The 25,377-nt window shown below is 69.4% G+C and carries 23 protein-coding genes and 5 pseudogenes; 15 read left to right on the forward strand and 13 right to left on the reverse strand.

Annotation, left to right across the window (positions count from 1 at the left end; genetic code table 11):
- Positions 1 to 18 precede the first annotated feature (18 nt).
- The gene (locus FDZ84_RS31865; protein WP_168588876.1) at positions 19 to 201 is read right to left on the reverse strand and encodes a hypothetical protein; all 183 of its coding nucleotides are present in this window, start codon (positions 199 to 201) and stop codon (positions 19 to 21) included.
- A gap of 284 nt (positions 202 to 485) precedes the next feature.
- On the reverse strand, positions 486 to 869 hold the full coding sequence (locus FDZ84_RS31870) for a DUF5313 family protein (protein WP_168588877.1): 384 nt from the start codon (positions 867 to 869) through the stop codon (positions 486 to 488).
- A gap of 209 nt (positions 870 to 1,078) precedes the next feature.
- Here FDZ84_RS31870 and FDZ84_RS31875 point away from each other — a divergent pair, with 209 nt between their 5' ends.
- From FDZ84_RS31875 to FDZ84_RS31890, 4 genes are all read left to right on the forward strand, one after another.
- A complete protein-coding gene (locus FDZ84_RS31875; protein WP_168584138.1) occupies positions 1,079 to 1,231 on the forward strand; it encodes a hypothetical protein in 153 nt (50 codons plus the stop codon).
- Between the two features lie 221 nt (positions 1,232 to 1,452).
- Entirely contained in the window at positions 1,453 to 2,070 is a 618-nt protein-coding gene (locus FDZ84_RS31880; RefSeq protein WP_168588878.1) for a hypothetical protein, read from the forward strand.
- A 51-nt stretch (positions 2,071 to 2,121) separates the two neighbouring features.
- Entirely contained in the window at positions 2,122 to 2,922 is an 801-nt protein-coding gene (locus FDZ84_RS31885) for an SDR family oxidoreductase (RefSeq protein ID WP_168588879.1), read from the forward strand.
- A 75-nt stretch (positions 2,923 to 2,997) separates the two neighbouring features.
- Positions 2,998 to 3,762 (forward strand): TetR/AcrR family transcriptional regulator, encoded by a 765-nt coding sequence (locus FDZ84_RS31890; protein ID WP_168588880.1) that lies wholly within the window; start codon positions 2,998 to 3,000, stop codon positions 3,760 to 3,762.
- 6 nt (positions 3,763 to 3,768) lie between these two features.
- On the opposite strand, the pseudogene FDZ84_RS31895 reads toward FDZ84_RS31890, so the two are convergent.
- Positions 3,769 to 4,771, reverse strand: a pseudogene (locus tag FDZ84_RS31895) (NADP-dependent oxidoreductase).
- A gap of 105 nt (positions 4,772 to 4,876) precedes the next feature.
- Here FDZ84_RS31895 and FDZ84_RS31900 point away from each other — a divergent pair.
- Positions 4,877 to 5,518: a TetR family transcriptional regulator gene (locus FDZ84_RS31900; RefSeq protein WP_246868574.1), complete on the forward strand. Its 642-nt coding sequence runs from the start codon at positions 4,877 to 4,879 to the stop codon at positions 5,516 to 5,518.
- On the opposite strand, the gene FDZ84_RS31905 is transcribed toward FDZ84_RS31900, so the two are convergent.
- Positions 5,519 to 6,904: an amidase gene (locus FDZ84_RS31905; RefSeq protein ID WP_168588882.1), complete on the reverse strand. Its 1,386-nt coding sequence runs from the start codon at positions 6,902 to 6,904 to the stop codon at positions 5,519 to 5,521.
- 182 nt (positions 6,905 to 7,086) lie between these two features.
- On the opposite strand from FDZ84_RS31905, the gene FDZ84_RS31910 reads away from it, so the two are divergent.
- Entirely contained in the window at positions 7,087 to 8,073 is a 987-nt protein-coding gene (locus FDZ84_RS31910) for an aldo/keto reductase (RefSeq protein WP_168588883.1), read from the forward strand.
- Positions 8,074 to 8,077: 4 nt separating this feature from the next.
- Here the strand turns inward: FDZ84_RS31910 and FDZ84_RS31915 are convergent, their stop codons facing one another.
- The 3 genes from FDZ84_RS31915 to FDZ84_RS31925 all read right to left on the reverse strand — a co-directional run bounded on the left by FDZ84_RS31915 (position 8,078) and on the right by FDZ84_RS31925 (position 11,010).
- A complete protein-coding gene (locus FDZ84_RS31915) occupies positions 8,078 to 9,160 on the reverse strand; it encodes a VIT1/CCC1 family protein (RefSeq protein WP_210435253.1) in 1,083 nt (360 codons plus the stop codon).
- A 70-nt stretch (positions 9,161 to 9,230) separates the two neighbouring features.
- Complete coding sequence (locus FDZ84_RS31920) at positions 9,231 to 10,121, reverse strand: nitroreductase family protein (protein WP_210435254.1); 891 nt, start codon at positions 10,119 to 10,121, stop codon at positions 9,231 to 9,233.
- Between the two features lie 109 nt (positions 10,122 to 10,230).
- Positions 10,231 to 11,010 carry an enoyl-CoA hydratase-related protein gene (locus tag FDZ84_RS31925; protein ID WP_168590503.1) on the reverse strand — a complete coding sequence of 260 codons (780 nt, stop codon included), beginning with the start codon at positions 11,008 to 11,010 and terminating at the stop codon, positions 10,231 to 10,233.
- Positions 11,011 to 11,279: 269 nt separating this feature from the next.
- Between FDZ84_RS31925 and FDZ84_RS31930 the strand changes: the two genes are divergently transcribed.
- From FDZ84_RS31930 to FDZ84_RS31940, 3 genes are all read left to right on the forward strand, one after another.
- Positions 11,280 to 11,462, forward strand: a complete 183-nt coding sequence (locus FDZ84_RS31930; RefSeq protein WP_168588884.1) for a hypothetical protein — start codon at positions 11,280 to 11,282, stop codon at positions 11,460 to 11,462.
- Between the two features lie 612 nt (positions 11,463 to 12,074).
- Positions 12,075 to 12,236, forward strand: coding sequence for a putative RiPP precursor (locus FDZ84_RS31935; RefSeq protein ID WP_168588885.1), 162 nt, complete (start codon positions 12,075 to 12,077; stop codon positions 12,234 to 12,236).
- A 120-nt stretch (positions 12,237 to 12,356) separates the two neighbouring features.
- A complete protein-coding gene (locus FDZ84_RS31940) occupies positions 12,357 to 14,222 on the forward strand; it encodes an ABC transporter ATP-binding protein (protein WP_246868575.1) in 1,866 nt (621 codons plus the stop codon).
- Positions 14,223 to 14,231: 9 nt separating this feature from the next.
- Here FDZ84_RS31940 and FDZ84_RS31945 read toward each other — a convergent pair whose 3' ends face one another.
- Positions 14,232 to 15,425: an FAD-dependent monooxygenase gene (locus tag FDZ84_RS31945; protein WP_246868576.1), complete on the reverse strand. Its 1,194-nt coding sequence runs from the start codon at positions 15,423 to 15,425 to the stop codon at positions 14,232 to 14,234.
- A gap of 157 nt (positions 15,426 to 15,582) precedes the next feature.
- On the opposite strand from FDZ84_RS31945, the gene FDZ84_RS31950 reads away from it, so the two are divergent.
- The 4 genes and pseudogenes from FDZ84_RS31950 to FDZ84_RS31965 form a co-directional block, all read left to right on the forward strand.
- Entirely contained in the window at positions 15,583 to 15,759 is a 177-nt protein-coding gene (locus FDZ84_RS31950; RefSeq protein ID WP_168588886.1) for a hypothetical protein, read from the forward strand.
- A gap of 57 nt (positions 15,760 to 15,816) precedes the next feature.
- Positions 15,817 to 16,926 carry a sensor histidine kinase gene (locus FDZ84_RS31955; RefSeq protein WP_168588887.1) on the forward strand — a complete coding sequence of 370 codons (1,110 nt, stop codon included), beginning with the start codon at positions 15,817 to 15,819 and terminating at the stop codon, positions 16,924 to 16,926.
- Positions 16,923 to 17,576 (forward strand): response regulator transcription factor, encoded by a 654-nt coding sequence (locus tag FDZ84_RS31960; protein WP_168588888.1) that lies wholly within the window; start codon positions 16,923 to 16,925, stop codon positions 17,574 to 17,576. Before FDZ84_RS31955 ends, FDZ84_RS31960 begins: the two co-directional genes overlap by 4 nt.
- Positions 17,577 to 17,693: 117 nt before the next feature.
- Positions 17,694 to 18,206, forward strand: a pseudogene (locus FDZ84_RS31965) (polynucleotide kinase-phosphatase); the annotation flags it as partial.
- 84 nt (positions 18,207 to 18,290) lie between these two features.
- Here FDZ84_RS31965 and FDZ84_RS31970 read toward each other — a convergent pair.
- Complete coding sequence (locus tag FDZ84_RS31970; protein ID WP_168588889.1) at positions 18,291 to 19,769, reverse strand: serine/threonine-protein kinase; 1,479 nt, start codon at positions 19,767 to 19,769, stop codon at positions 18,291 to 18,293.
- A gap of 208 nt (positions 19,770 to 19,977) precedes the next feature.
- On the opposite strand from FDZ84_RS31970, the gene FDZ84_RS31975 reads away from it, so the two are divergent.
- Positions 19,978 to 21,210, forward strand: coding sequence for a cytochrome P450 (locus FDZ84_RS31975; protein WP_246868577.1), 1,233 nt, complete (start codon positions 19,978 to 19,980; stop codon positions 21,208 to 21,210).
- A gap of 100 nt (positions 21,211 to 21,310) precedes the next feature.
- Here FDZ84_RS31975 and FDZ84_RS31980 read toward each other — a convergent pair whose 3' ends face one another.
- The 4 genes and pseudogenes from FDZ84_RS31980 to FDZ84_RS31995 all read right to left on the reverse strand — a co-directional run.
- A complete protein-coding gene (locus FDZ84_RS31980; protein WP_168588890.1) occupies positions 21,311 to 21,568 on the reverse strand; it encodes a hypothetical protein in 258 nt (85 codons plus the stop codon).
- A gap of 31 nt (positions 21,569 to 21,599) precedes the next feature.
- Positions 21,600 to 23,282, reverse strand: a complete 1,683-nt coding sequence (locus FDZ84_RS31985) for a sodium:solute symporter family protein (protein WP_168588891.1) — start codon at positions 23,280 to 23,282, stop codon at positions 21,600 to 21,602.
- Between the two features lie 258 nt (positions 23,283 to 23,540).
- Positions 23,541 to 24,231: pseudogene (locus tag FDZ84_RS31990) on the reverse strand (ROK family protein); the annotation flags it as partial.
- A pseudogene (locus FDZ84_RS31995) lies at positions 24,220 to 24,587 on the reverse strand (ABC transporter permease); the annotation flags it as partial. The pseudogenes FDZ84_RS31995 and FDZ84_RS31990, both read right to left, overlap by 12 nt.
- 1 nt (position 24,588) lies before the next feature.
- On the opposite strand from FDZ84_RS31995, the pseudogene FDZ84_RS32000 reads away from it, so the two are divergent.
- Positions 24,589 to 25,276 (forward strand): annotated as a pseudogene (locus FDZ84_RS32000) (glycoside hydrolase family 3 protein); the annotation flags it as partial.
- Between the last annotated feature and the right edge of the window lie 101 nt (positions 25,277 to 25,377).

Genomic DNA, 25,377 nt, shown 5'->3' on the forward strand with positions numbered 1-25,377 from the left:
GCACGGAAGCGGACCGAACTAGAACTGCGGATCATGTCCGAAACCGCCACGGAAAAGTCCTGGCACATTCCGGCGCAGGCTGGCAAGGGGCCGGTCACCGTCGCACTGCGGATTCCCGAAGTGCGCGTCACCGATTCGGCCGGGCGGCACATCCTGATCGGCCCAGAACAGGCCGGTGCTCGGTTCGAAGCTGAGCAGCATCAGCGACTGGCTACAAGAAGGCGACCGAGACTGGATCGACCCCGACGCCTAGCGACCGAAGCGAACGGCCCGTTGACTCCGGTAGACGAGACAAACGGGCCGTTCGCTCAGCTGCCGAAGCCGATGCCGAGACTGTCGAGGAGGGTTACGCCGCCCGCCACCAAGGGGTCCGCCCGGTCATCGCCCGGCAGCGGTCCCGGCGACGTCGGCCGGTCGGCGCGATCCGTCCAGTACACGGCTATTTAGATGTCGGCCAACGCTGGGTCGCGCTGGTTCATCCGCCGCTATTCCCACCACGGCTGGTAGCCGACGCCGTGCCTCGCCGCCCGGTTCACGTCCCGGCGCAGCTCCCGGGTCTCGCGTGCGACACCCGGCGCGAAACCGTGTTTGATGGCGCGGTGTTCGGCCGTCTCGCCCAGGTAGCAGACCGAGTAGAACAGTCCGACCAGCAAGCCCAGCAGGATCGAGACCAGCCTGATCCACAGCGGACCGGGCAGCAGCACCAGGAGGCAGAACGGCGCCAGCTGGGTGAGGGCGCGGGCGAGGTGCCGCAGCACCCAGGTCGGGCAGGTGACGTCGTGCAACACCCACTCGGCGCACCGGTCCGGAAGCCTGCCACCGAAGGCGTACCAGACCCATTGCGCTGGATTGGGCCGGTTCTTCGCCATTTCTCCAGGCTAGTCTCAGGCTAGTCTTCGCGGGTTTTGGCCGGAGCCGCCCGTTCGGCCGGTCCTGGACAACGGCGCAATCCTATGAGCGGCGCGCCTCGGCGCCCGCACCCGTCCCCTCCGCCGCGTGCGTCCCGCGACACATCCGCCGGATAGCCAGTAACGAACGGCGCCCTTGATCGATGTTCTGGGCAGAAGGGGTGAGTAACATGTTCGTCGTCGTTGTGGCCTTGCTGTTCGTGCTGATCTTGGGTGTTGTCATGTTCACCGATGTGCTGGACGGCAAGGAGTCGTCGGGCCACGGCCTGAAGGATGCGGTGGCGCAGTTGCGGCGCGAGATCCGCCTGATCGGCCACCGCTGATCGTCCAGAATGGACTCCGGCCTCGCCTGCGGCGGGGCCGTTCTGGTCCGCCAGGCGGCCGTACCACCGCCCCACCGGTGATGATCTTGTAATCCCCGTCGTACCGGGGGGCTGGCGACCCGGTCCCGCAGTGTCGTAGGGTTCGACCGGCCGCCCTCACTCGTTCGAGTGAACGGCGGCGTCGCGAGCAGACCATACGGCCGACAGGTGGGGTGACAGCAATGGGTAAGTCGTCGTTGCCGCGAGCCCGCACTCGGGGCCGCCACCGGCGGGTGGAACCCAAGACGTGGCAACACGCCACTCCCCCGCGGGTGATCGGCTACGCGGTCGCGGTGTCCCTAACCGTGATCGCGGTCGGCAGCGCCTACCACCGCACCGACGCGCCGCAGGCAGCCCCGGAGCCGGCTCCGCGGGTGGCCGCCGCCCAGTCCGGGGCGAAGTTCCTCGTGCCGCAGGTCACTCCCACCGTCCCGGACTTGACCGCCCCGACGCCGGAGCCGCGGCTGGTCGCCAGCGAGACCCCCGGGCCTGGGCCGGCCACCACCGGCACCGCGCCGACGACCACCAAGCGACCCGCGCAGACCGCGGCCCCGGAAACCACGAAGGCGCCGAAGGCGACTTCCCGGACCTCGACCCCCGCGGAGTCCTCGCAGCCGGAGCCGACCCAGTCCTCCGAGCCGTCCCAGACCACGCAGCCGTCGGAGCAGCCGAGCGAGCCGGCCCCGCCTTCGCAGTCCGAGCCGGAGCCGACCCCGCCGAGCACCTCCAAGCCGACGCACCCAGGCCTGCTGCCGGATCTCGGTGGCGTCATCGACGGCATCACGGGTCTGAACCGCTAGCCTTCGCGACCCCGGCACCCCGGTGAGACAGTTGATCCAGGGGGTGCCGACATGGACACAGTCGCGATCACCGGCGGAACCGGACACCTCGGGCGGGAGCTGGTGCGCCTGCTCAAGCCCACGCACCGGGTGCGGGTCCTGACTCGCCGCCCCGGCACCGACCCCGAAGTGGAGTGGGTGCGGGGCGACCTCACCACCGGAGAAGGTGTCGCGGAGGCGGTGGCCGCCGCGCACACCGTGGTGCACGCGGCGACGTATTCCCCGGTCGCGCAGCGGGGTTTCATGCACCCGGTCGACTTCTGGCGCAGCCCGCCCGACGTGGACGTCGACGGCACCAGCCGGTTGCTCGAAGCTGCCACCGCGGCCCGGGTCCGGCACTTCCTGTACGTCTCGATCGTCGGCGTGGACCGGCCGGCGATGCCGTACCTGCGACTGAAGCACACCGCAGAGGAGCTGGTCAGCGTTGCCGACGTGCCTTGGTCGATCGTACGCGCGACCCAGTTCCACTGGCTGCTGGACCGGATGTTCAACCGGGCGTCCCGGCTGCTGGTGCTGCCGCTGCCGGGCGCGCTGCCCACGCAGCCCGTTGACGTCGGCGACTTCGCCGATTACCTGGTCGAATGCATTCGCGACGGTGCCGGGCAGCGGCGCGAGGACTTCGGCGGCCCTGAGGTGCTCACCCTCCGCGATGCGCTGCGGACCTGGCAGCGCGCCCGCGGCAGCGACCGCCGGGTGGTGGGGTTCCCGGCGCCGCAGCGGCTGCGCCGCATCGCCACCGACATGACCTGCCCGGGCGGTCGCCGGGGCAAGATCACCTGGGCGGAGTGGCTGCAGTCGCATCCCCCCGAGTGACCGCCGTCCACCCCGGGGCGGGCGCGCCGACCGCTCTCCTACGATCTGGTCGTACGGAGTACGGAGGCGGGTGCGATGGCGACCGAGTACAGCGGCGGCGGTGATCCGGCGCGCAGCCTGGCGCTGCTGTGGCGGACCCACGACGGGCCGGGCAGCGGCCGCAAGGGGCGTTCCGAGCTCGGCGTGGACCGCATCGTGCGGGCCGGGATCGAGATCGCCGACGCCGACGGGCTCGCCGCGCTTTCCATGCGCCGGGTCGCCGACCACCTCGGCGTCGGCACCATGTCGCTGTACACGTACGTGCCGGGCAAGGCAGAGCTGATCGACGTCATGCTCGACACGGTCTACGGCGAGACCGCCCGCCCCGAAACCGAATCGGACTGGCGCGCCAGGGTGGCGCAGGTCGCCCGGGAGAACTGGGCGCTTTACCACCGGCATCCGTGGATGCTGCAGGTCGCGGCCGGGCGCGCGGTGGTGGGGCCGAACGCGATCGCCAAGTACGACTACGAGCTGGGCGCGGTCGCGGAGCTGGGGCTCGCCGAGGTCGAGATGGACTCCGTGCTGAGCCTGGTGCTGGGGCACACCGAGGCCGCCGCCCGCCGCTCGGTGGAGATGGCGCAGGTCGAGCGACGCAGCGGGATGACCGACGAGCAATGGTGGCGTGCGCACGCCCCGCTGCTCGGCCGGCTCCTCGACCCGCAGCGCTACCCGACCGCTGCCCGCGTCGGTGCCGCCGCGGGCGAGGCCCACGGCTCGGCGCACAACCCGGAGCACGCCTTCGAGTTCGGCCTGCAGCGGATCCTCGACGGCATCGAGACCTTCGTCGCGAGCCGCCAGTAGCTCCCATTAGGCGATCTTCACCAGCATCTTGCCGGTGTTCTCGCCGCACATGAGGCCGAGGAAGGCGTCCGGGGCGTTGCGCAGGCCCTCGACGACCGTCTCCCGGTAGTTGATCTTGCCGTCGCGCAGCCAGCCCCCGACCTCCGCGAAGAACTGGTCCTTGAGGTGCGCGCGGTCGCCGACGATGAAGCCCTGCAGATTCAGCCGATTGGACCAGCATGAACAAGTTGTTCGGGCCGGGCCGCGGCTCCGCGTTGTTGTACTGCGAGATCATGCCGCACTCGGCGACCCGGCCGAAGTCGTTGAGCGAGCCGATCGCGGCCTCCAGGTGCTCGCCGCCGACGTTGTCGAAGTAGACGTCGATGCCATCGGGCGCGGCGGCCTTGAGCTGCTCTGCGACCGGGCCGTCGTGGTAGTTGAACGCGGCGTCGAAGCCGACCTCGTCCAGCAGATAGCGGACCTTCTCCGCGGATCCGGCGCTGCCGATGACCCGGGACGCGCCGCGCAGCTTGGCGATCTGACCGACCAGCGAACCCACCGCTCCGGCCGCACCGGAGACGAACACGACGTCGCCTTCCTTCTGCTCGGCGACGTCGACGAGCCCGACGTACGCGGTCATGCCGGGCATGCCGGGCACGTAGAGGTAGGCGCTCGGCGGAGCGGCCTGCGGGTCGACCTTGACGGCGTGCTTGGTGTCGAACGCCGCGTAGTCGCGCCAGCCGAAGTTGTGCAGCACGAGGTCACCGGGCTGGAAACCCTCGGCGTCCGAGGCGACGACCTCGCCGACCGCGCCGCCCTGCAGCGCCTTGCCCACCTCGACGGGCGGGACGTAGGACTTGCCCGCGTTCATCCGGCCGCGCATGTACGGGTCGACGCTCATCCACAGGTTGCGGACCAGCAGCTCACCGTCGCCGGGCTGGGGTGCATCGACCTCGACGATGTCGAAGTTCTCCGGCGTCGGCCAGCCCTTGGGGCGGGACGCGAGGCGGATTTCCAGGCCCTTGTTCATCTGCAACTCCTTCACGGATGCGGTCGGGACCGACACCACAGAAAATGTCAGACTATGCCAATTGTCGTGACATGACTTATGTCGCGGTCTGGCACAATGAGTGGCATGACCGTCCCGACCGACCATGGTGGCCTGCGCGCTCGCAAGAAGCAGCGCACGCGGGCCGCCCTGATCGACGCGGGCCTGGACCTGTTCCTGGCGAAGGGCTACGACGCGACCACCATCGACGAGATCGCCGCCGAGGTGGAAATCTCGTCGCGCACGTTCTTCCGCTACTTCGCAGGCAAGGAGGACGTGGCCCTGGCCAAGGGCGCCGAGTTCGACGGCCTCGTGCTCGACGCCCTCGCCGCCCGGCCCGCCGACGATCCGCCGCTGACCGCCCTGCGGCACGCAGTGCTGGGCATGATCCGCGAATCGGCCTCCGACGACGTCCGCCGGTTCCTCCACGTCCAGCACCTGATCAACAAGACTCCGCCGCTGCTGGCGGGCAACCTCCGCCGAGCGGCCGGCAGCGAGGAGCGGCTGACCGCGGAGATCGCCGCGCGGCAAGGCGTCGACCCGGCCCGGGACATGCGGCCGCGGGTGCTGGTCGGGATGGTCTGGGGCGCGCTGCGCATCGGCTTAGAGGCGATGTGCGCCGACCCGCGCCGAGACCTGGAGCGGCTGGTCGAGCTCGTGGAGGAAGCCATCGACCTGGCCACCGCCGGAATCCCCGAGCGCTGGGGCGACGACCCGCACACCTGGTAATCACAACCTCGGCCAGGGGCGCTGCGCGGGGCGGAGCTGCTCGAAGGCCCAGGCCAGGCGAAGCACCCCCAGGTCGTCGAAGCGCTTGCCCGCGATCTGCAGTCCGATCGGCAGGCCCTCCGGGGTCCAGCCGCAGTTGACCGACACGGCCGGCTGGCCGGACATGTTGTAGGGCAGCGTGAACGCGATGTGCTCCATCGCGCGCATCGGGTCGCCGGTCGGGTAGGCCTGCTCAGCGGGGAACGCCGGGATCGGCGCCACCGGGGACAGCACGAAGTCGAAGTTGCGGACCACCCGGTTGGCGGCCACCGAGATCGCATCCATCTGGCTGAAGCCGTGGAAGACACCGGCGGCCGAGACGTCCTTGGCGCTGGTCGCCCACTGCGCGATGCCCGGCAGGATCTTGGCGCGGCGCTCCGCGGGCAGGGCCGAGATGTCGGTCCAGGACCGGAACCGCCAGAACCGGTCCATGCCGTCGAGCATCTCGCGGGACAGGAACGGGTCGATCGGTTCCACCACGGCCCCTGCCGACTCGAAGAGCTGCGCCGCGGCGGTCACGGCGGCGGTGACCGCCGGTTCGACGGGCAGCCCCACGCGCTGGTCGAGAAGGAGGGCGATGCGCAGGCCGGAGACGTCGCAGTCCAGCTGCGTCCAGTCGACACCGGCCGGGGGAAGCGCCGTGTGGTCTCGTGCGTCCGGCGCCGAAAGCACCGACGTCAGCAGCGCGGTGTCCGCGACCGTGCGGGTCAGCGGGCCGATGACCCGGCCCGGGTACGGCGGGGCGACCGGGATCCGGCCGAAGCTGGGCTTGAGCCCGACCACCCCGCACCACCCGGCGGGCAGCCGCACCGAGCCGCCGATGTCGGTGCCCACGTGCAGCGGCCCGTATCCGGCGGCGGCCGCCGCGCCCGCCCCGGCACTGGAACCGCCGGGGGTGCGGCCCAGGTCCCAAGGGTTGCGGGAGAGGTGGTGGAAGCTCGACGCTCCCGAGGAGAGCATGCCGTAATCGGGCATGGTCGTCTTGGCGAAGATCACCGCGCCGCTCTCCCGCAGACGCGCCGCGGCGGGGGCGTCCGCGCCAGCTGGGGACAACTCGGTGGCCGCGGTGCCTTGCGGCACGGGCGTTCCCCTCGTCGCGATGTTCTCCTTGACCGTCACCGGAACCCCGTCGACCGGCCCCGCCGGGGTACCGGCACGCCAACGCTGTTCCGACGCCTGCGCTGCAGCGCGCGCACCTTCGGGGTCCGGCGCGTAGAGGGCGCACAGTTTGGGCTCGTAGGAATCGATGCGCTCCAGCACGGCATCCACGACTTCGACCGGCGAGATCTCGCCCGCCTGGTACGCCGCCGCCAGCTCCACGGCCGTGAGGTCAGCCAGCTCCGTCATGCCACGTTCTCCTCGCTCGCACTCGAAGCTCCGAGTCTCGACCAGACCACACCGCAGGTAAAGGCGGAAGCGCGCGCCGACTCCGACCGTCCTTTGTGGTCGGTCCAGATGCTGAGCCGGCCGACCGGGCGCGACTAGGCTGGGAGCAGGACCGAAAGCCAACAACATTGATCGGAGCGCACGTGTCGCAACCGTCCCTGCCCCGTCGTCGACTGGGTCGCAGCGGCCCACTGGTGAGCGCCATCGGCTACGGCGCGATGGGCCTGTCCGGGGTGTACGGCGCCGCCGACGACGCGGAGTCGGCCCGCCTGCTGAACCAGCTGCTCGACCTCGGGGTCGACTTCCTGGACACCGCCGACGTCTACGGCGAAGGGCACAACGAGGAGCTGATCAGCGGCCTGCTCACGAAGCGCCGCGACGAGGTCGTGCTGGCCACCAAGTTCGGCGCCAACAAAGACATCGGCGGCGGCCGCCCCGAGTACGTGCGCCAGGCGGTCGAGGCCAGCCTCGCCCGGCTCGGCACCGACCACATCGACCTCTACTACCTGCACCGGCTCGACCCGGCCACGGCGATCGAGGAAACGGTCGGGGCGATGGCCGAGCTGGTGCAGGCCGGCAAGGTACGGCACCTCGGCCTGTCCGAGATCAGCGCCGAAACCCTGCGCCGCGCCCATTCGGTGCACCCGATCGCGGCGGTGCAGCAGGAGTACTCGCTGTTCACCCGCGACTCGGAGGCCGAGCTGCTGCCCGCGCTGCGGGAGCTCGGCGTCGCGCTCATCGCGTACTCGCCGCTGGGCCGCGGCGTGCTGACCGGTGCCTTCAGCAGCGCCTCGGACGTGGAGAACCTTGAAGTGCGCAAGCAGCGGTACCCGCGCTTCGAGGAGGAGAGCCTGCGCCGCAACATCGAGCTGACCCGGCCGCTGCGGGAGCGGGCCGAAGCGCTGGGACTCACCCCGGCGCAACTCGCGCTGGCCTGGCTGCTGACCCAGGGGGAGGACGTCGTGCCGATCCCGGGCAGCCGCCGCATCGAGCGGGTGCAGGCCAACATCCACGCCGCCAAGACCGAGCTGGACCCGGCGGTGGTGGCCGAGCTGTCCGAGCAGTTCCCGCCCGGTGCCGCCGCCGGCGAGCGCTACACGCCCGCCGGAATGGCCCGGCTGGACCGGTGATCGCTCACCCGGCGGTCGCGCCGAAAATCAACCCGAGCAGGTAGGTCACTGCCGCTGCTCCCGCGCCGATGGCGAGCTGACGCGAGGCGCGGGGCAGCGGCGCGGCGCCGGAGAGCACGCCGACGGCGGCGCCGGTGAGCATCAGCGCTAGGCCCACGAGCACGACGGCGATGAGGACGGCGAGGCCGCCGGTGAGACCGAACGCGAACGGCAGCACCGGGACCAGCGCGCCGGAGGCGAAGAAGGCGAAGCTGGACAGCGCCGCCTTCGTGCCGGTGCCGACGATCTCGTGGTGGTCGGCGGGCTTTTCGGGCGGCACCGGCGGTTTGGGGTCGCGCAGCAGGGCGTCCGCGCGGCGCTGGGCTTCGTCGGCGGACATCCCCCGGGCCCGGTAGACCAGCGCGAGTTCGTTCGCATCGACGTCGAGGTAGGGCACCACCGCGCGGGCGTCGGGATTCGGGGCGGCCGCGGCCAGCAGTTCCCGCTGGGAGCGCACCGAGATGTACTCGCCAGCCCCCATCGACAGGGCGCCGGCCAGCAGCCCCGCCAAGCCGGTCAGCAGCACGGTCGAGGTCGGTACGTTCGCGCCGATGACGCCCAGCACCAGCGCCAAGTTGCTGACCAGGCCGTCGTTGGCGCCGAACACCGCCGCGCGGAAAGTTCCCGAAACGCGGGCCCGCCCGCGCGCGGCGAGGGCTCGCACCACCTCTTCGTGAATCCGCTCGTCGGCGGCCATCGCCGGGGGCGCGTCGCTGTCGGAGCGGTACGGTGTGCGGCTTTCTGCACGCTGCGCCAGGGCGAGCACGAAGACCGAACCGAACCGGCGGGCGAGGAACACCAGAAGCCGCATCCGGAACTGGCCGCGCCGCTTCGGACCGACCTCGTCGCCGAGCAGTTCTTCCCAGTAGGCGGCGTGCCGTTCCTCGGCCTCGGCGAGCCCCAGCAGGATCTCCCGCTCCTCGCCGGAGCGCCGGGCGGCCAGTTCCCGGTAGACCTTGGCCTCCTCGTGCTCGCCGGCGAGCCGGCGCCGCCAGCGGCGCACCGATTTCGCGTCTGCTGGGCCTGCTCGAAACCCGTTGTCCTGCACGCGCCAAGCCTCCTGAACGGGCGTCCCCGGTGACCATTGGAAGTCCACAGTAGAGCTCTACTGTGCACGATCAACGGCGCGGCGGCAGCAGTTCCATCGAGTCCGCCAGCACCCGGCGCGGCATCATCGGCAGCGGCTCGTCCGAAGCCGGCCAGCCCAGGCGCAGCACCAACTGGGGATGCCCCGCACCGCCGAGGACCGCCGCCCGGACCCGTTCCCGCTCCTCGGCCACCTCGCCCAACTGGTTCAGCGGGCAAGTGACCAGTCCCTCCCGCGCCGCCGCCAGCAGGACCGCACTGAGCGCCTCCCCCACCGCCAGCCAGCTGTCGACGCGGTCGCCGCGGGTGGCCAGCACCGCGAGCACCGCTTCGTCGGTCAGCACCGGAACCGCCGGTTCGGGATCGTCCAGATCGGCGATCGCCTTCTGGTATTCGGGGGTTTCCCGGTATTGCCCGGCTCTCCGCAGGGCGTCGACCAGGAGCGAGCGGTGCTCAGCGGCACGCACCAGGACGCCGTGCTCCGTCTCGGCCGCGGCCCGCAGGGCCGTCAACAACTCCGGCGGAACCGGCTCCGCGCGGAATGAACACCGCGCGGTGCGCCGCTGACCCGCGACACCGGCGAGCGCGACCATCTCCGGGGAGACGTGATCGCGCGGGCTGAACTGGATCGACGCCAGGTGTCCGGGCTGGGCCGGGTTCGGCAGGCGGTGTACCAACGCCCGCCACCCGAGCGCGGCGAACGCGACCCGTACGTAGTTCAGTGCGGCGCCGCAGCTGATCACCTGCGCGCGCCCCGCCGGATCGAGCTCCTCCGGCAGTCGCGAAAGGTCCAGGAAGAGCTGCAGTGATCGCTCGGCGAGCAGCCACCTCCATGGTTGGCAGTTGTGCACCGAGGGCGCTCGACACGTCAGGGACAGCGCCGAACACACGCTGTCGTAAGACGGAGCAGAGACGTGTGTCATCCACTACCACGTCCTCACGAACTTCGGGTCAAGCACCATCGTTCGCAGCGCCAACTGATCGGTCCAGGGCAGAAAGTCATGGTGCCTGCGCGGACCGCGATCTCGGTGCTCAGTCGCCGAAGGCCGGGGCGCGCTTCTCCAGGAACGACTGCATCCGTTCGCGCGCGTCCGGGGTTTGCGAGGTCGCGGCCATCACCTCGGTGGCGATCGCGTAGGCGTCGGCCTCCGGCCGGTCCAGCTGCGCGTAGATCGTCTGCTTGCCCACCGCCTTGGCCTGCCTGCTGCCGCGCGTCGCTCGCTCCAGCAGCGCCGCGACGGCCTCGTCCAGTCCCACGTCGGGCACCACCTGGTTGACCAGGCCCCAGCGCTCGGCGGTCGCGGCGTCGATCGGATCGCCGGTGAGCGCCATCTCCATCAGCCGCTTGCGGCCGATGGAGCGGGCCACCGGCACCGCCGGCGTGTGGCAGAACCAGCCGCCTGTGCCGCCGGGCAGCGCGAAACCAGCCGACTCGGCGGCCACCGCCAGGTCGCAGGTGGCCACCAGCTGGCAACCGGCCGCCACCGCCAGCCCGTGCACCCGCGCGATCACCACCTGCGGAACCGCATGGATGGTGCGCATCACCGACTCGCACAACCGCAGCAGCTCGCGCATCCCGGCCAGGTCGCGCTCGGCCATGTCACCGAAGTCGTGCCCGGAGCTGAACACCGGACCCGCGCCGGCCAGCACGATCCCGGTCGCCTTCGTCTCGGCCGCCGCCTCGAACGCCTGCCGCAGCTCGGCGAGGTGCGGCGCGGACAGCGAGTTGCGGCTCTTGGGGCGGTTCATGGTGATCCGGACGGTCGGACCATCCTGTTCGGTCCGCAAATGCTGATACTCCGGGCTGCTCATCGGCGCTCCAGGGAACTCGACTTCGCCGTCGTTCTCCGAGCCTCGCACACCGAACGCCGCGGCGGCACCCACCTGGAAGAGCTCCCCCACCGGACCGGTTCCCGCGTCAGCCTCCGGCTGACCAGGCCCATCTCCCGGCGCGACCGGCGCGGCCGGTTGTGATCGGCGGCCGGATGTGATCGGCTTTCCCCACGCGGGTGGTGAGCTGCCGGTGGCCGCCGGGTAGGGTCTCGTCGGCGTCGAGGGTGGTAGGACAGGGGGCTGAGCTCATGAACCGCAAGGCCGTGATCGTGGTCGTGGCGCTCGTGGTCGTCGTACTTGGCTCGCTGCTGGTCCGCGACCCGGTCGGGTCGGCGGACGCCGTCCGGTCCGGGTTCGACCTGCTGGTGTCGGCGATCAGCGCAATGGCCAATTCGCTGACGACGTTCTTCCAGCACCTATTCGCCGGCTGACCGGCCAGGACTGCGCACGTCCGACGGGGTCATCGCCGACAATTTATTCACCAACTGCGCTGTCTGATACTTTCCAACCCAATGGATCCAGGTTGGCCGAAAACATGCCCATGATTGATTCCCCGCATGTGAAAGCGCGGCCAGCGACTTAAAAAGGATCGTGCTCAATACCCACTCCCTCAACACCGAAACAAAGCACGGAAAAAGCTCGGGACTAAATACCCGGATCCCTCACGAACGGCGCCTATGCGGTCTGCAAAGGCGAAAAAATCCGCCGAACCAACACGAAAGCCAGCTTGTCCTCCCCGGGTGGACCGCTTAGGGTGGGAACCGGTCACATCGAGGAAAGAGCCGGCCGAGGTCAGTGCCAAATGACATCGGCTACTGGGGAAGACCGACTCACCAGCGAAGTGGCCCGGCGCAGGAGAAAAGATTTCCGGCCGGTCCGCAGTTCGCAAAGCTCCCACCGGGCACACGTTCGATCCAGGGCCCAGATCGTTCCGCTCGGGTGGTCTGCGGGGGACTGGAATCTCCATGCGCTGCATGCAAGCGCGCGCCGGATCTCAGGGTTATCCGGCACGTGACGTGCATCGACCGAAAATGGTGATGGGAATGCAGATCAAGGACTCGTTCAGGTTCGACCGGTTCCGCTCCTGGGGCGGCTGGGGCGGTTGGGGCTCCGGCTGGGGCTGGGGCGGTTGGGGCTCCGGCTGGGGCTCCGGCTGGGGCGGCTGGGGCGGCTGGGGTGGTTGGGGCGGCTGGGGCTGCTGGTGATGAGCCCTAGCGTCCACAGGACCGTCCTAGACGTCCACAGGACCGTGTAGACGCGTAGCTCCCACTCCTCCCGGGGTGGGAGCTACGCCTGTAATTGGGGGTGATGATTTGCCGGGATTGGTGAACTGGCTGTTCCGGCCGGCCGAACGGGACACCGAGGGGTTGGTCGAGCGCGCGCCGACGGTGCGGGTGCGCGAGGTTTTCCGCCGCTTCTGGCCGGATGCGCGGCAATACCGCGGCTGGCTGCTGGTCAGCCTGGTGCTGGTGCTGGTATCGCCGCTGCTGGACGCGGCGGCGATCTGGTTGTTCAAGGTGCTCATCGACGACGTGCTGGCCCCACGCAACTTCTCGCTCTTCCCCGCGATCGCGGTGGCGTACGCGTTGATAACACTGGCGTCGGGCGTGCTGGACTTCTGCGGGCAATACCTCGCGACGTGGATCGGCGAGAACTTCCTGAACAAGTTGCGCACCAAGGTCTTCGCCCACCTGCACACCCTGTCGATCGGGTTCTTCGACCGCAGGCGCATCGGCGACACGCTGTCCCGGCTCACCGGGGACGTGGCCGCCATCGAGAGCCTGGTGCTGTCCGGGGTCGCGCAGACCTTCGCCTCGGTCGTGAAGGTCCTGCTGTTCGCCGGGGTGCTGTTCTACCTCGACTGGCTGCTGGCCCTGGTGTCACTGGTCGGGGCCCCGCTGTTCTGGGTCGTCGCCAAGTTCTTCGCGCGGCGGATCAGGGAGGCATCCCGCGAGGTCCGCGGGCGCAGCGGCTCGATCTCCACCGTCGCCGAGGAAAGCCTCGGCAACGCGCCGCTGATCCAGGCCTACGGGCGGGAACAGGCCGAGGTGGACCGCTTCACCCGGCAAAGCCGCGGCAACGTCGCCGCCGCGATGGCCTCGGTGCGAGTCGGCGCGCTGTTCTCCCCGCTGGTCGACCTGCTGGAAGTGTTCGGCGTGATGGCCATCCTCGGCGTCGGCATCTACGAGCTGTCGGCGGACCGGATCAGCCTCGGCGGGCTGCTGGTGTTCCTGGTCTACCTGTCCCAGCTCTACACGCCGGTGCGCAGCCTCGGCCAGCTGTCCAACACCGTCTTCGCCGCGTCCGCCAGTGCGGAGCGCATCATCGACCTGCTCGACCAGCGCCCACTGGTTCAGAACCCGGCGCACCCGATCCCGCTGCCGCGACGGATCACCGGCCGTCTGGAGGTCGACCGGGTCGGCTTCCGCTACCCCGACACCGCCGCCGACGTGCTGCGCGGGGTGAGCTTCTGCGCCTTGCCGGGGCAAACCACCGCAGTGGTCGGAACCAGCGGCGCGGGCAAGTCCACGCTGACCAAGCTGCTGCTGCGCTTCTACGACCCCACCCACGGCCGGATCCTGCTGGACGGCATCGATCTGCGGGCCGTGGACCTGGACGCGCTGCGCGCCAACATCGCGATCGTGCTGCAGGAAACCCTGCTGCTGGACGGCACCATCGCGGACAACATCCTGGCCGGGCGCTCGGACGCCACCCGCGAGCAGCTGGTCGAGGCGGCCGAGGCCGCCGACGCGCACCAGTTCATCCAGCAGCTACCGGAGGGCTACGACACCCGGGTCGGGCAGCGCGGCCGCCTGCTCTCCGGAGGGCAGCGGCAGCGCATCGCGATCGCCCGCGCGATGATCCGCGACGCCCCGATCCTGCTACTGGACGAGCCGACGACGAGCCTGGACGCCGAAGCCGCGCAGCGGATCCTGGCGCCACTGCGCCGGTTGATGGCCGGGCGCACCACCATCGTGATCTCGCACAACCTGCTCACGGTCCGCGACGCGCAGCAGATCATCTACCTGGACCGCGGGACGATCACCGAAGCCGGCACCCACGACGAGCTGCTGGCCAACAACAACGGCTACGCCCACCTCTACCGGCTGCACCACCCGGAGCGTCCGGTCGGACCGCCGGAAACTCCGGCCCGACCGGACGGGCACATGGACGGGCACATGCCCGGCTAGGACGCCGCATTAGCGCCAGGATTCGCCGCGCCGACGCGCGCGGAACCACCGCTGGCCGGTACCAGCAAGCAACTTTCCCTTGCGCACCAAGAAGTTCTGGTTCACGAGGTGCTGCTGGTACCGCCACGGCGGATGCGCGCCGTACCGACTGGCGATTGCGAAAGTGAAGTCCACGGCGTTGCTGTTGGCGTAGCGGTCGACGTTCTCGAACCAGGCCATGCTGGTGCGCGCGGCGGCTTGCGCCAGGCGCAGCTGCGCGTGGCCTTGCTCGTCGAACTCCTTCAACGCTGCGTTCGAGTCGCCGTGGTCGAACAGGTTCTGCGCGAGCGCTACCGCATCCAGCAGCGCCAACTTGGTTCCGGAACCGATGGTGAAGTGCGTTGTGTGCGCGGCGTCGCCGATCAGGATCATGTTGTCGTGCAGCCACGACTCGTTGTAGACGTGGGTGAAGCGCTGCCACGAAGCGGCTTTCCCGCGGGACTGGCTGACCAGCGAACAGCCCCGCAGCGGGCGGGCGAAGATCCGCTCCAGCACCCGCGTGCCCTCCTCGTGGCCTAGCCGATCCAGGCCCAGGTACCGCCAGGCCCGCTCCTGGCATTCGACGACAACGGTGCTGACCCCGGCGCTGCTCGGGTAGGCGTGGAACCAGATCCAGCCCTCCGGGGTCTCCTCGAAGTCGTAGGTGAACATGTCGAACCGCCGGTCCGTGCCCAGCCAGATGTAGGGGTTGCGCCCCTGGTCCACCCGGGTGCCGAACTCGTCGGCGTACTGCCCCCGGATCCGGCTGTTCGCGCCGTCGGCCACCACGATCAGGTCGGCGTCGGAGAACTCGGAAAGGTCGTCGACGGCGCGCTCGTACTCGATGTGCGCCCCGACGTCCGTCGCCCGCTCGGCGAGGATCTCCAGCATCGTGGCGCGGTTGATGCTGTAGCCGTACCCCCCGAGATACGCCTTGTCCTGGCTGCACATCTCGATGACCTGTCCCTGCCACAACGTCGACGCCGCGCGGATCCGCTCAGCGCTTCCCCGGTCGTTGCGGTACAGCATGTCCAGCAGATCATCCCCGAACACGACGCCCCAACCATAAGTGGCGCCGCGCGGATCGCGTTCGATTACTGTCACGTCGTGCCCGGCGTCCCGCAGTTTCGTCGAAATGGCGAAGTACAGCCCAGCGGGGCCGGCTCCGATGCACACAATTTTCACGGCACAGCACCTCCTGGAAACAGGCGGGCAGCTGCGCAGGCGCACCGGGCGGCACGTCTTGTCCGCGTGACGCCCTCGTTGTACACCGCTCCCCGACTCGTCGCACCCGCAATCCAGCGGTCCACATGCCGGACCACATCGACACCACCGCGCGCAGGTGCGGCAGGCACCGGAGATCGCCGAACTAGTAGGCGCGGCCGACATCGTCCTGCTAGACGGCCACCACCCGCTGCTCGCCGACGCCGCCCTCAAGTGCGAGAGCCCAGGTCCCCGTGGGTGGCTGCAACGACTCCCCGAACTGGCGTGGCACCGCCGGCTACGTCGGGAAGAGTAGAGACATGTTCGCTCCTCGGCCGACCCCTGCGCCTCCCGCATCGCGGAGACTGCGAACATGCGCGCGATGAAATCGCTGATCGGGGACGCCGTGTTCGCCGTCCTCATCACGTTGACCGGCATCGTCGGCACGTTGGGTGCCGACCACTGGACTGCGACCGCGCACCGGCCGATCGACGGCCTCGGCCTGGTGCTGGTGGCGGCCACCGGGCTGGTCCTGGTGCTGCGGCGTCGCCAACCGGTGGTGACGCTGCTCGTCGCCGCCGCCCTCACCTCGACGTACCTGGTTCTGGGCTTCACCTACGGCCCGGTCCTGCTGGCGTTGATGATCGCGGTCTACACGTTGGCCAGGCACCGCCGGCCGGCCACCTCGGTGCCGACGGCGTTCGCCGCCCTCGTCGTGCTGCTGGTCCACATCTTCACCAGCGCAACCGCGGTGCCCGGCCTGCTCGGGGTGATCCCGGGTTCGGCGTGGGTGGTGGTGCCGTTCGCGGTGGGCAGTGTCGTCCGGTTGCAGCGTGAGGCAGCGTCCCGGGCCAGGGCTGAGGTGCTGCGCCAGCGCGTGGACGACGAGCGGTTGCGAATCGCGCAGGAGGTGCACGACGTCGTGGGGCATGGGCTGGCCGCCATCAAGATGCAGGCGGACGTGGCGCTGCACGTGCTGCCGAAGAAGCCGGAGCAGGCGGAGGTCTCGCTGGCGGCGATCAGCCGCACGAGCAGCGATGCGCTGGAAGAGCTGCGCGCGACACTGGCCGTGGTGCGCCGGACCGCCTCGCCAGGCCCGACCCCGGGCGTGGCCAGGCTCGACGACCTGCGGAAACGGATGATCGAAGCCGGTGTTCAGGTCCAGCTGGTCACGACGGGTCGGCCACGGGAGCTGCCCGCTGCGGTCGACCTGACCGGCTACCGGATCCTGCAGGAGTCGTTGACCAACGTGCTGCGCCACAGCGGCGACAAGCGCGCCGAGGTCACCGTCGACTACGCGACCGACGCCCTGGTAATCACGGTCACCAACCCGCTCACCGGCTCGCCGGACGACAGCGGCGGGCTCGGCATCCCCGGAATGCGGCGGCGGGTCGCGTCGCTGGGTGGCGAGTTCACCGCAGGTCCCACCGGGGACGGCCGGTTCGAAGTGCAAGCCCGCCTGCCCATCGAAGGACATCCATGATCACCGTGCTGATCGTCGACGACCAGGACCTGGTGCGCATCGGCCTGCGCACCCTCATCGACAGCGAGGACGACCTGACCTGCGTCGGCGAGGCCGCCGACGGGCTGACGGCGGTGGCCGCGGCGCGCGAGCACCGCCCGGACGTGGTCCTGATGGACGTGCGGATGGCCGGCGTCGACGGTCTGGAGGCGACCCGCCGGATCACTGCGGACCCGGAGCTGCCGGACACCAAGGTGATCGTGCTGACCACCTTCGAGATCGACGAATACGTCTTCGCCGCGCTGCGCGGCGGAGCCAGCGGATTCCTCCTGAAGGACACCAAGCCGGTTGAGCTGCTCCGGGCGATCCGGCTGGTCGCCGGCGGTGAGGCGCTGCTGGCGCCGTCAGCGACCAGGCAGCTGGTCCGGGAGTTCGTGTCGATGGCGCCGCGGTCGCGCCGACCGCACCCGCAGCTGCACACGCTCACCGAACGCGAGCGCGAGGTGCTGGGCCTGGTCGCGGAGGGCTTGAACAACGAGGAGATCGCCGAACGCCTGGTGGTCAGCCCGGCGACGGCGCGCACCCACGTCAGCCGGGCGATGATCAAGCTGGGCGCGCGGGACCGCGCCCAACTCGTCGTCTTCGCCTACCAGTCGGGGCTGGCCGACTAACGCAACGCCGGTCACACCCCAGAAACCGGTCGCACCGTTCACGCAACGTGTAAAAACGTTCCGCGAGCCGACCCTTACGGTGCCGACGTTGGCCAGCGCCCGTCCGGCGCTGGGGGGCTGGCGCCGTTCCAGGTGTTGGCCACCGAGGGACGGACCTACCACGGTCTGGAGCACGGTTGGCACCTGGCGTTGGCGGACCGGCTCGTCGGCACCGACCCGGAGTTGTTCGCCACCACCCGCCGGGTCGCGGTGGACACGACCGACCCGGCCTCGACCGCGGCGGGCATCGAGTGGTGGGAGGAGCTGACCGGGGGCGGCGGCGAGGGCATGGTGGTCAAGCCGATGGCGAACCTCACCAGGGGGCAGCGGGGCTTGGCCCAGCCGGGTGCGAAGGTGCGCGGCCGGGAGTACCTGCGGATCATCTACGGACCCGACTACACCGAGGCAGCGAACATGGACCGCCTCCGCCAGCGGGCCCTCGGCCGCAAACGCGGCCTGGCGACCCGCGAGTACGCGCTCGGTCTCGAAGGCCTGGAGGGGGTCGCGTGGGGCGAGCCGCTGTGGCGGGTGCATGAGTGCGTTTTCGCCGTGCTGGTACTGGAATCCGAGCCCGTCGATCCCCGGCTGTGATCCGCCGCGGCGATCCGGGAGTTCAGCTCCACCCGCATCGCCGCGGCCCGGCTGCGGCCCATCACCTGAACGCGCGGCGCAGGGTCACTGGCCGATCGGGACGAACTTGGACCAGGCGGTCTCGCTGAGCTTGCTCTTGCCGTCCCAGAGCTCGATCTTGATGCGGACCATGCCCTTCTCGCTCAGGTCCAGGTTGCAGTCCACCGGCGGACCGTCGCTGTTCAGGTCCTTGCACTCGTCCGTGCGACCGTAGTCGGTCTCCGACACGGTCTTGATCCACATGCCGTCTTTGTTGGTGTCGTGCGCGAAGAGGTGGTCGCCGACCGCCTCGAAGCAGCCCGTGCCGCGCTCCTCGCCCTTGAAGCTGATCGACTGGCACCACTCGGTCTGCATCGGCTTCGACGGCGGTGTCTCGGGATCCGCCGACGGATCCTGGGTCTCGGGAGCTTGCGTTTCGGTTTTCTGCTCCGGCGGCTGGATCGGCGGGGAGGACGGCGGCGGGGACGGGGGCGCGCTGGAAGGCAACGGGGTGGGGATCGGCGGCGCCATCGTCTCCCCTACCGGCTGCGAGGTTTCGTCCGCCGGAATCGCCTGGCCCGGCTCGGTGTGCATCATGGCCGCGACTGCCACCGCACCGGCCACGACCGCGACGACCCCGACCCCGCCCAGCACGTACCCCCAGCGCGCGATGCCGCCCTTGCGCATCGGTTCCGCTGGCGGCGCCGCGAACTGCGCCGGGATCGCCGTGACGCTGGTCAGTGCCTGGCGCGCCGCGCGGGCCAGCTCACCGGCGCTGGAGAAGCGCTCGGCGGGGTCCTTCGCCATGCCGCGCGCGACGATCTGGTCGAATTCGCGCGGGATGTCGCCGCGAACGCCGGTCGGCACCGGCGGCGGCTGGTTGAGGTGCGCGTTGATCAGCGACGCCGCGGTGTCCCCGCCGAACGGCTTCGCACCGGTCAGGCATTGGTAGAGCACGCAGGCCAACGAGTAGACGTCTGCCCGGTGGTCGACGGGGCCGTCGTCGAACCGCTCCGGCGCCATGTAGGCGAGCGTGCCGACGGTGTAGCCGGTGGAGGTCAGCGAGGCGGTGGGGCGCAGCGACGCGGCTATACCGAAGTCGACGAGGTAGGCGAAACCGCTGTGGCTGACCAGGATGTTCGACGGCTTTACGTCGCGGTGCACCAGGCCTTCCCGGTGCGCGGCGTCCAACGCCTCCGCGATCTGTTCCAGCACCGCCACCGCATCTGTCGGGCGCATCGCGCCGTTGGCGGCGAGCAGGGACCCGACGTCGCTGCCCTCGACCAGCCGCATGTCCAGGTACAGCCGGCCGTCGATCTCGCCGTAGGCGTGGATCGGGATGACGTGCGGCTCACGGAGCCGTCCGGCCGCGTGCGCCTCCCGCTTGAAGCGCTCGCGGAACTCCTCGTCGACCGCGAGGTGCTGGGCCAGCAGCTTGAGGGCGACGATGCGATCGTGGCGCGTGTCGTACGCGCGGAGGATCTCACCCATCCCACCCCGCGCGATCAATCCTTCCACCCGGTAAGGACCGAACTGCCACTTCACCGTGCGCAACTCCTCAAGACCGACCTCGCGCGCCATCCTATTAGGCGACTCACACGGTCCCCGCACGCCCCGAGCGCCACCTCGTCGACCACGCCTGGTGGTGACCGAAGGAGATCGGCTGAACACCGGCTGTCGCTGGTGAAGTTTCCGCTACGAACCGATGCAGATCGATGCGTCGCACGTTCCCGGCTGATAGAAGAAGTGGATCATGCTCGACCACCCGGCTGTGGAAAGGACCGGTCCGCCGATGTCGACCGACGGGACGAACGCACGCAAGATCGACCGGGGCGAACCCGAGACCGGCTGCCCGGTCAGCCGCGGCTCCGACGGCGTCTGGACGATCCGCAGCTATGCCGCCGCGCGCACCGCGTTGCGCAGCACCGACACCGTCCAGGCCGGGCTCGGGGTGGAGTCGCTCGAGAAGATGCCCGGCAAGATCCGGCGCCCCGTGCTGTACCGGGACGGACCGGAGCACCGGGAGCACCGGCGCCAGACGGCGAAGTACTTCACGCCGCGCCGGGTGGATGAGAGCTACCGCGGGCTAATGGAGCGGATCTCGGATGCCCAGCTCGAGAAGCTCCGTGGGGCCGGGCAGGCGCAGCTCTCGGAGCTGAGCTTCAACCTCGCCATCGACGTGGCCTGCGCGGTGATCGGGTTGACCGAGAGCCGCCCCGGCCTCAAGCAACGGCTGGAGCGGTTCTTCCCCGAGGAGTTCGGCAAACCGGGCTTCACCAGCCTCCACGGGCTCTACTGGGTGTGGCGGCAGGCCACCAACTGGTCCGGGATCTATTTCGGCGACGTTCGGCCCGCGGTGCGCGCGCGGCGCAAGCAACGCCGCGACGACCTGATCTCGCACCTGCTGGACGAGGGCTGCTCGTCGGCCGAAATCCTCGGCGAGTGCATCACCTTCGCCGCCGCGGGCATGGTCACCACCCGCGAGTTCGTGAGCGTCGCCGCGTGGCACCTGTTCACCGACGAGGCGCTGCTCGACCGCTACCGCGCCGCCGAGGAGCCCGAACGCCTCGCGATCCTGCACGAGCTGCTGCGGCTGGAACCGGTCGTCGGCCACCTCAAGCGGCGCACCACCGCCCCTGTCGAGCTGCCGACCGACGACCAGGAGACGGTCACCGTCCCGGCCGGCGAGGTGATCGACATCCAGGTCAGCGCCACGAACACCGACCCGCAAGCGGTGGGCGACCAGCCGCTGGCGGTGTGCCCCGCCCGTTCCCTCAACGACGCCTCGGCCCCCGGGCTGTCCTTCGGGGACGGCGCGCACAAGTGCCCGGGCGCGAACATCGCGATCCTGGAAACCGACGTCTTCCTGACGAAGCTGCTCGCGCTCCCGGGCGTCGAGATGTCGAAGCCGCCGCGCGTCTCGTTCAACGACGCGATCGGCGGCTACGAACTGCGCGGCATGGTCGTCTCCGTGCCGAAGCCCTGACAGACCGTTCCGCGTGAAGGGCACCTCCCGCCAATCAACTTCGCAGGAGGTGCCCTTCACGCGTCACCCGGACCCGTGTATGTCCACATCGGACTTCTACTCAGGACTTCGGCACCTCGTCCGCGGCGGGGACTGCGATGGGTCGCAGCCGCGCCCAGACGGCGAAGGCAGCGGAGAAGACGAGCATCCCGATGCCGGAGTAGAGGTTGATGTCGATGCCGCCGGACTTCGCGACGTCGTCAGCGCCAGCCGTCGCACCGACGACGATGAGCACGATGCCGTAGATGCCGAACAGCAGCGCGATTATCGTCCGAATGTCGAAGGCACCAGCGGTGTGCCCCGAACCCCGGCTCGCCATGGGGAGACCTCCTTGTCTGCTTCGGTCAGCGTCAGCCGAAGACGATGTTGAGGGCGATGATCAGGACCAGGGCGATCCCGGCCAGCAGGCCCGGCCGCCGGTACCAGCCCGCGTCCTCCCCGCTGGTCGCGGCCTGCCGGCTGGCCCGCGGCGTCAACGAGTACACCAACCCCGCCAACTCCGTCTCCGGCTTCGGACGCGTCGCCAACGACACCACCACGCTGACCACGATGTCCACCACGAACGCCGCACCCGCACCCACGAAACTCGCGCCCTGCCCCGGCAGGTCCAGCACCCCCGACTCCGACAGCCCGAACACCACCACCGCCGACACCGTGCCCAGCACCAGACCCGCCCACCCCGCATGCGGGGTCATCCGCTTCCAGAACATCCCCAGGATGAACGTCGCGAACAACGGCGCGTTGAAGAACGAGAACAACTGCTGCAGGTAATCCATCAAGTTCGAATAACCCGCCGCGATGAACGCCGTGCCCACCGCCGCCAGCGTCGCCGCCACCGTCACCGAGCGACCCATCCGCAGGTAATAACCATCCGCCCGGTCCCGCACCACGTACGACTGCCAGATGTCATAGGTGAACACCGTGTTGAACGACGACAAGTTCGCCGCCATCCCCGCCATGAACGATGCCAGCAACCCGGCCAGGGCGATCCCCAGAATCCCGTTCGGCAGCAAATCCCGCATCAACAACAAGATCGCATCGTTGTAATCCACACCCCCGCCACCGGTGCCACCGGCCTGCTTGTACGCCGCCAGCTCCGGGATCAGCACCGCCGCGATCATCCCCGGAATGACCACGATGAACGGGATGAACATCTTCGGGAACGACCCGATGATCGGCGTCCGCTGCGCCGCCGACATGCTCTTGGACGCCATCGCCCGCTGCACCTCGACGAAGTTCGTCGTCCAGTACCCGAAGCTGAGCACGAACCCCAACCCGAACACCAGACCCACCGCGCTCAGCACGCTGTTGTCGAACCCCGTCAACTGGGTGCCCGGCCACGCCGACAGCTGCGCCGCACCCCCCGGACCCGCCGACACCTTCGCCACCAGACCTTGCACACCGCCGACCTTCACCAACCCCACGATCGTCAACGGCAACAACGCCGCCACGATCACGAAGAACTGCAACACCTCGTTGTAGATCGCCGCCGACAACCCGCCCAACGCCGTGTACGACAACACGATCGCCGCCGCCAGCAACACCGACAACCACAACGGCCAACCCAGCAACGCATTCACGATGCTGGCCAGCAAATACAGGTTCACACCCGCGATCAGGATCTGCGCCACCGCGAAACTGATCCCGTTGACCAGATGCGCCGCCTTCCCGAACCGCCGCAACATGAACTCCGGAACACTGCGCACCTTCGAGCCGTAGTAGAACGGCATCATCACCACGCCCAAGAACAGCATGGCCGGCACCGCACCGATCCAGAAATAATGCATCGTCGGCATCCCGTACTCGGCACCATTCGCCGACATACCGATGATCTCGATCGCACCCAGATTCGCCGAGATGAACGCCAAACCCGTCACCCACGCCGGCAACGCCCGCCCCGACAAGAAAAAGTCCAGACTGGTGGAAACCGCACGCCGCGCCAAGTACCCAATACCCAGCACAAAAGCGAAGTACAACGCCAACAACGCAAAATCCACCGCGTTGGCGTCAAGCAGCTGACCCTGAGCCAGCACCGGGGTACTGTCCCATCTCCCAGTGAACAAAGTGGTCCCTCTTTTCGCAGGAACGCCGGAGTGACGTGCCGAGAACGCAGGACGCGAAGAAGATGTGCTCGACCGGGTCGGGTTCGACTCCGGTCCAGTATGTTGCCCGCAGGAACATATCACCGGAAGGCGCCGCGAAGAAGATTGCTTGATTGATCAAGCAGGTTCGGCGTAACCGCATCGCAACGTGCGCTTTCCCCGCCGGGGCAACGGTTTCGGCCGTTCGGCTCAGCCGCTGGCCAAGACCTGCTCGAAGGCGAGCTCGGCGGCGCCGAGCAACTTGCCGTCGCCGCCGAGCGAGGACGTGACGAGCTTGGTGCCGCCCATCGCACGGCTGACCAGGCTGCGCTCGGAGAGCAGCTTGCCAACGTGGTCGATCAACGTGCGCGGCAGCGCGGTGAACAGATCACCGAGCACCACCAGTTGCGGGCACAGCAGGTTGACCACGTTGCACAGCCCGATGGGCCAGCCACTCGCCGAACTCCCCGAGCCGCTGCAACACCTCGTCGGGCTGTTGCGCCAGCGCGTGCAGCTCGGCGACGACGACGCCGCGGGGCGAATCCTCCGGCAGGTCCAGCGCCCTGCTCAGGGCCCGCTCTCCCACCTCGGTCTCCCAGCATCCCCTGCTGCCGCAATAGCATTCGTGCCCGTCCGGCCGCACCACCAGGTGGCCGAGCTCCCCGACATAACCGCCGCTGCCCCGCAACGGCATGCCGCCGGAGATCACCCCGCCACCGACACCGACATCGGCTCCGACGAAAACCGCATCGGTCACTCCCCGCGCCGCCCCGCGCAGGTGCTCGGCGAGCACGCTGAGTTCCGCGTTGTTGCCGACTTCCACCCGCCGGCCGCCCAGCGCCTTGGAAAGCCAGTCGCCGAGCGGCACTTCGGTCCAGTGCAGGTTCGGTGCCTCGCGCACCAGGACCAGGCCGGCGATAATGTTCACCGGGCCGCCTGGAATCCGAGCAGGTCCAGTCCGTTCTGGACCGTGGCCAGCACCGCGCCGCCGAGGACAGCATCCTGCATGCGGCCCTTCCCGCCGAACAGCGAGGCGCCGCCGATGACCGCGGCACCGACCGCGAACAGCACGAGGTTTCCGTTGCCCGCGCTGCCGTCGACCGATCCGACCTTCGAGGTGTAGACGATGGCGCCCAGCGCCGCGACCGAGGAGCAGACGATGAACGCGCTCATCCTGATCTTGGCGACGTTCACCCCGGCTCGGTGCGCGGCATCCCGGTTGTTGCCAACCGCGTGCAGGTGCCGGCCGTAGCGTTCACCGGAGCGGCCCACGGCGATGGCCTCCGCGGTGACCGGCCTGCAGGGGTCCAGTTGGACGGTCCGGCATCCGTGCTGGCGACCGCGAAGCACTACGTCGGCGACGGCGGCACGACCGGCGGCGACGACCAGGGCAACACAGAGATCGACGAGGCGGAGCTGCGCGTGGTGCACCTGCCGCCGTTCCAGGCCGCGATCGAACGCGGCGTCGGCTCGGTGATGATCTCCTACAGCAGCTGGAGCGACGTCAAGATGCACACCAACGATTACCTGATCAATGGGGTGCGCAAGGGCGAGCTGGACTTCACCGGATTCGTCGTGTCGGACCGGCAGGCGATCGACAAGATCGACGGCAGGAGGGCTTCACCGCCGATGAGGTGCGCAGCTCGATCAACGCCGGGCTGGACATGATCATGGTGCCCTACGACTACCAGAAGTTCATGGACCTGCTGTGCGCCGAGGTCGAGGCCGATCGGGTGCCGATGTCGCGCATCGACGACGCCAATCGCCGCATCCTGACGAAGAAGTTCGAGCTCGGCCTGTTCGAGCGGCCCTTCACCGACCGCAGCTTCACCAGAACCGTCGGCAGCCCGGAGCACCGCGACCTCGCCCGCGAGGCGGTCCGCGCGTCGCAGGTCCTGCTGAAGAACGACGGCAACGTGCTGCCACTGGCCAACGGCGGCGGCAAAACCCATCAACGATGGAGACGGCCAACAGCCCCTCTTCCCCTACGACTTCGGCATGAGGTACTGATCGGTCGTGAGTACGTAACCGGGCTCCGGCTCGGCTG

This window comes from Saccharopolyspora sp. ASAGF58 (assembly GCF_012277335.1).
GTDB classification, from domain to species: Bacteria; Actinomycetota; Actinomycetes; order Mycobacteriales; family Pseudonocardiaceae; genus Saccharopolyspora; species Saccharopolyspora hattusasensis.

Coding starts and splice junctions, on each gene's coding strand:
- FDZ84_RS31865 (WP_168588876.1), bottom strand. CDS start 201: ATGCTGCTCAGCTTCGAACCGAGCACCGGCCTGTTCTGGGCCGATCAG.
- FDZ84_RS31870 (WP_168588877.1), bottom strand. CDS start 869: ATGGCGAAGAACCGGCCCAATCCAGCGCAATGGGTCTGGTACGCCTTC.
- FDZ84_RS31875 (WP_168584138.1), top strand. CDS start 1,079: ATGTTCGTCGTCGTTGTGGCCTTGCTGTTCGTGCTGATCTTGGGTGTT.
- FDZ84_RS31880 (WP_168588878.1), top strand. CDS start 1,453: ATGGGTAAGTCGTCGTTGCCGCGAGCCCGCACTCGGGGCCGCCACCGG.
- FDZ84_RS31885 (WP_168588879.1), top strand. CDS start 2,122: ATGGACACAGTCGCGATCACCGGCGGAACCGGACACCTCGGGCGGGAG.
- FDZ84_RS31890 (WP_168588880.1), top strand. CDS start 2,998: ATGGCGACCGAGTACAGCGGCGGCGGTGATCCGGCGCGCAGCCTGGCG.
- FDZ84_RS31900 (WP_246868574.1), top strand. CDS start 4,877: ATGACCGTCCCGACCGACCATGGTGGCCTGCGCGCTCGCAAGAAGCAG.
- FDZ84_RS31905 (WP_168588882.1), bottom strand. CDS start 6,904: ATGACGGAGCTGGCTGACCTCACGGCCGTGGAGCTGGCGGCGGCGTAC.
- FDZ84_RS31920 (WP_210435254.1), bottom strand. CDS start 10,121: ATGACACACGTCTCTGCTCCGTCTTACGACAGCGTGTGTTCGGCGCTG.
- FDZ84_RS31925 (WP_168590503.1), bottom strand. CDS start 11,010: ATGAGCAGCCCGGAGTATCAGCATTTGCGGACCGAACAGGATGGTCCG.
- FDZ84_RS31930 (WP_168588884.1), top strand. CDS start 11,280: ATGAACCGCAAGGCCGTGATCGTGGTCGTGGCGCTCGTGGTCGTCGTA.
- FDZ84_RS31935 (WP_168588885.1), top strand. CDS start 12,075: ATGCAGATCAAGGACTCGTTCAGGTTCGACCGGTTCCGCTCCTGGGGC.
- FDZ84_RS31955 (WP_168588887.1), top strand. CDS start 15,817: ATGCGCGCGATGAAATCGCTGATCGGGGACGCCGTGTTCGCCGTCCTC.
- FDZ84_RS31960 (WP_168588888.1), top strand. CDS start 16,923: ATGATCACCGTGCTGATCGTCGACGACCAGGACCTGGTGCGCATCGGC.
- FDZ84_RS31975 (WP_246868577.1), top strand. CDS start 19,978: ATGCTCGACCACCCGGCTGTGGAAAGGACCGGTCCGCCGATGTCGACC.
- FDZ84_RS31980 (WP_168588890.1), bottom strand. CDS start 21,568: ATGGCGAGCCGGGGTTCGGGGCACACCGCTGGTGCCTTCGACATTCGG.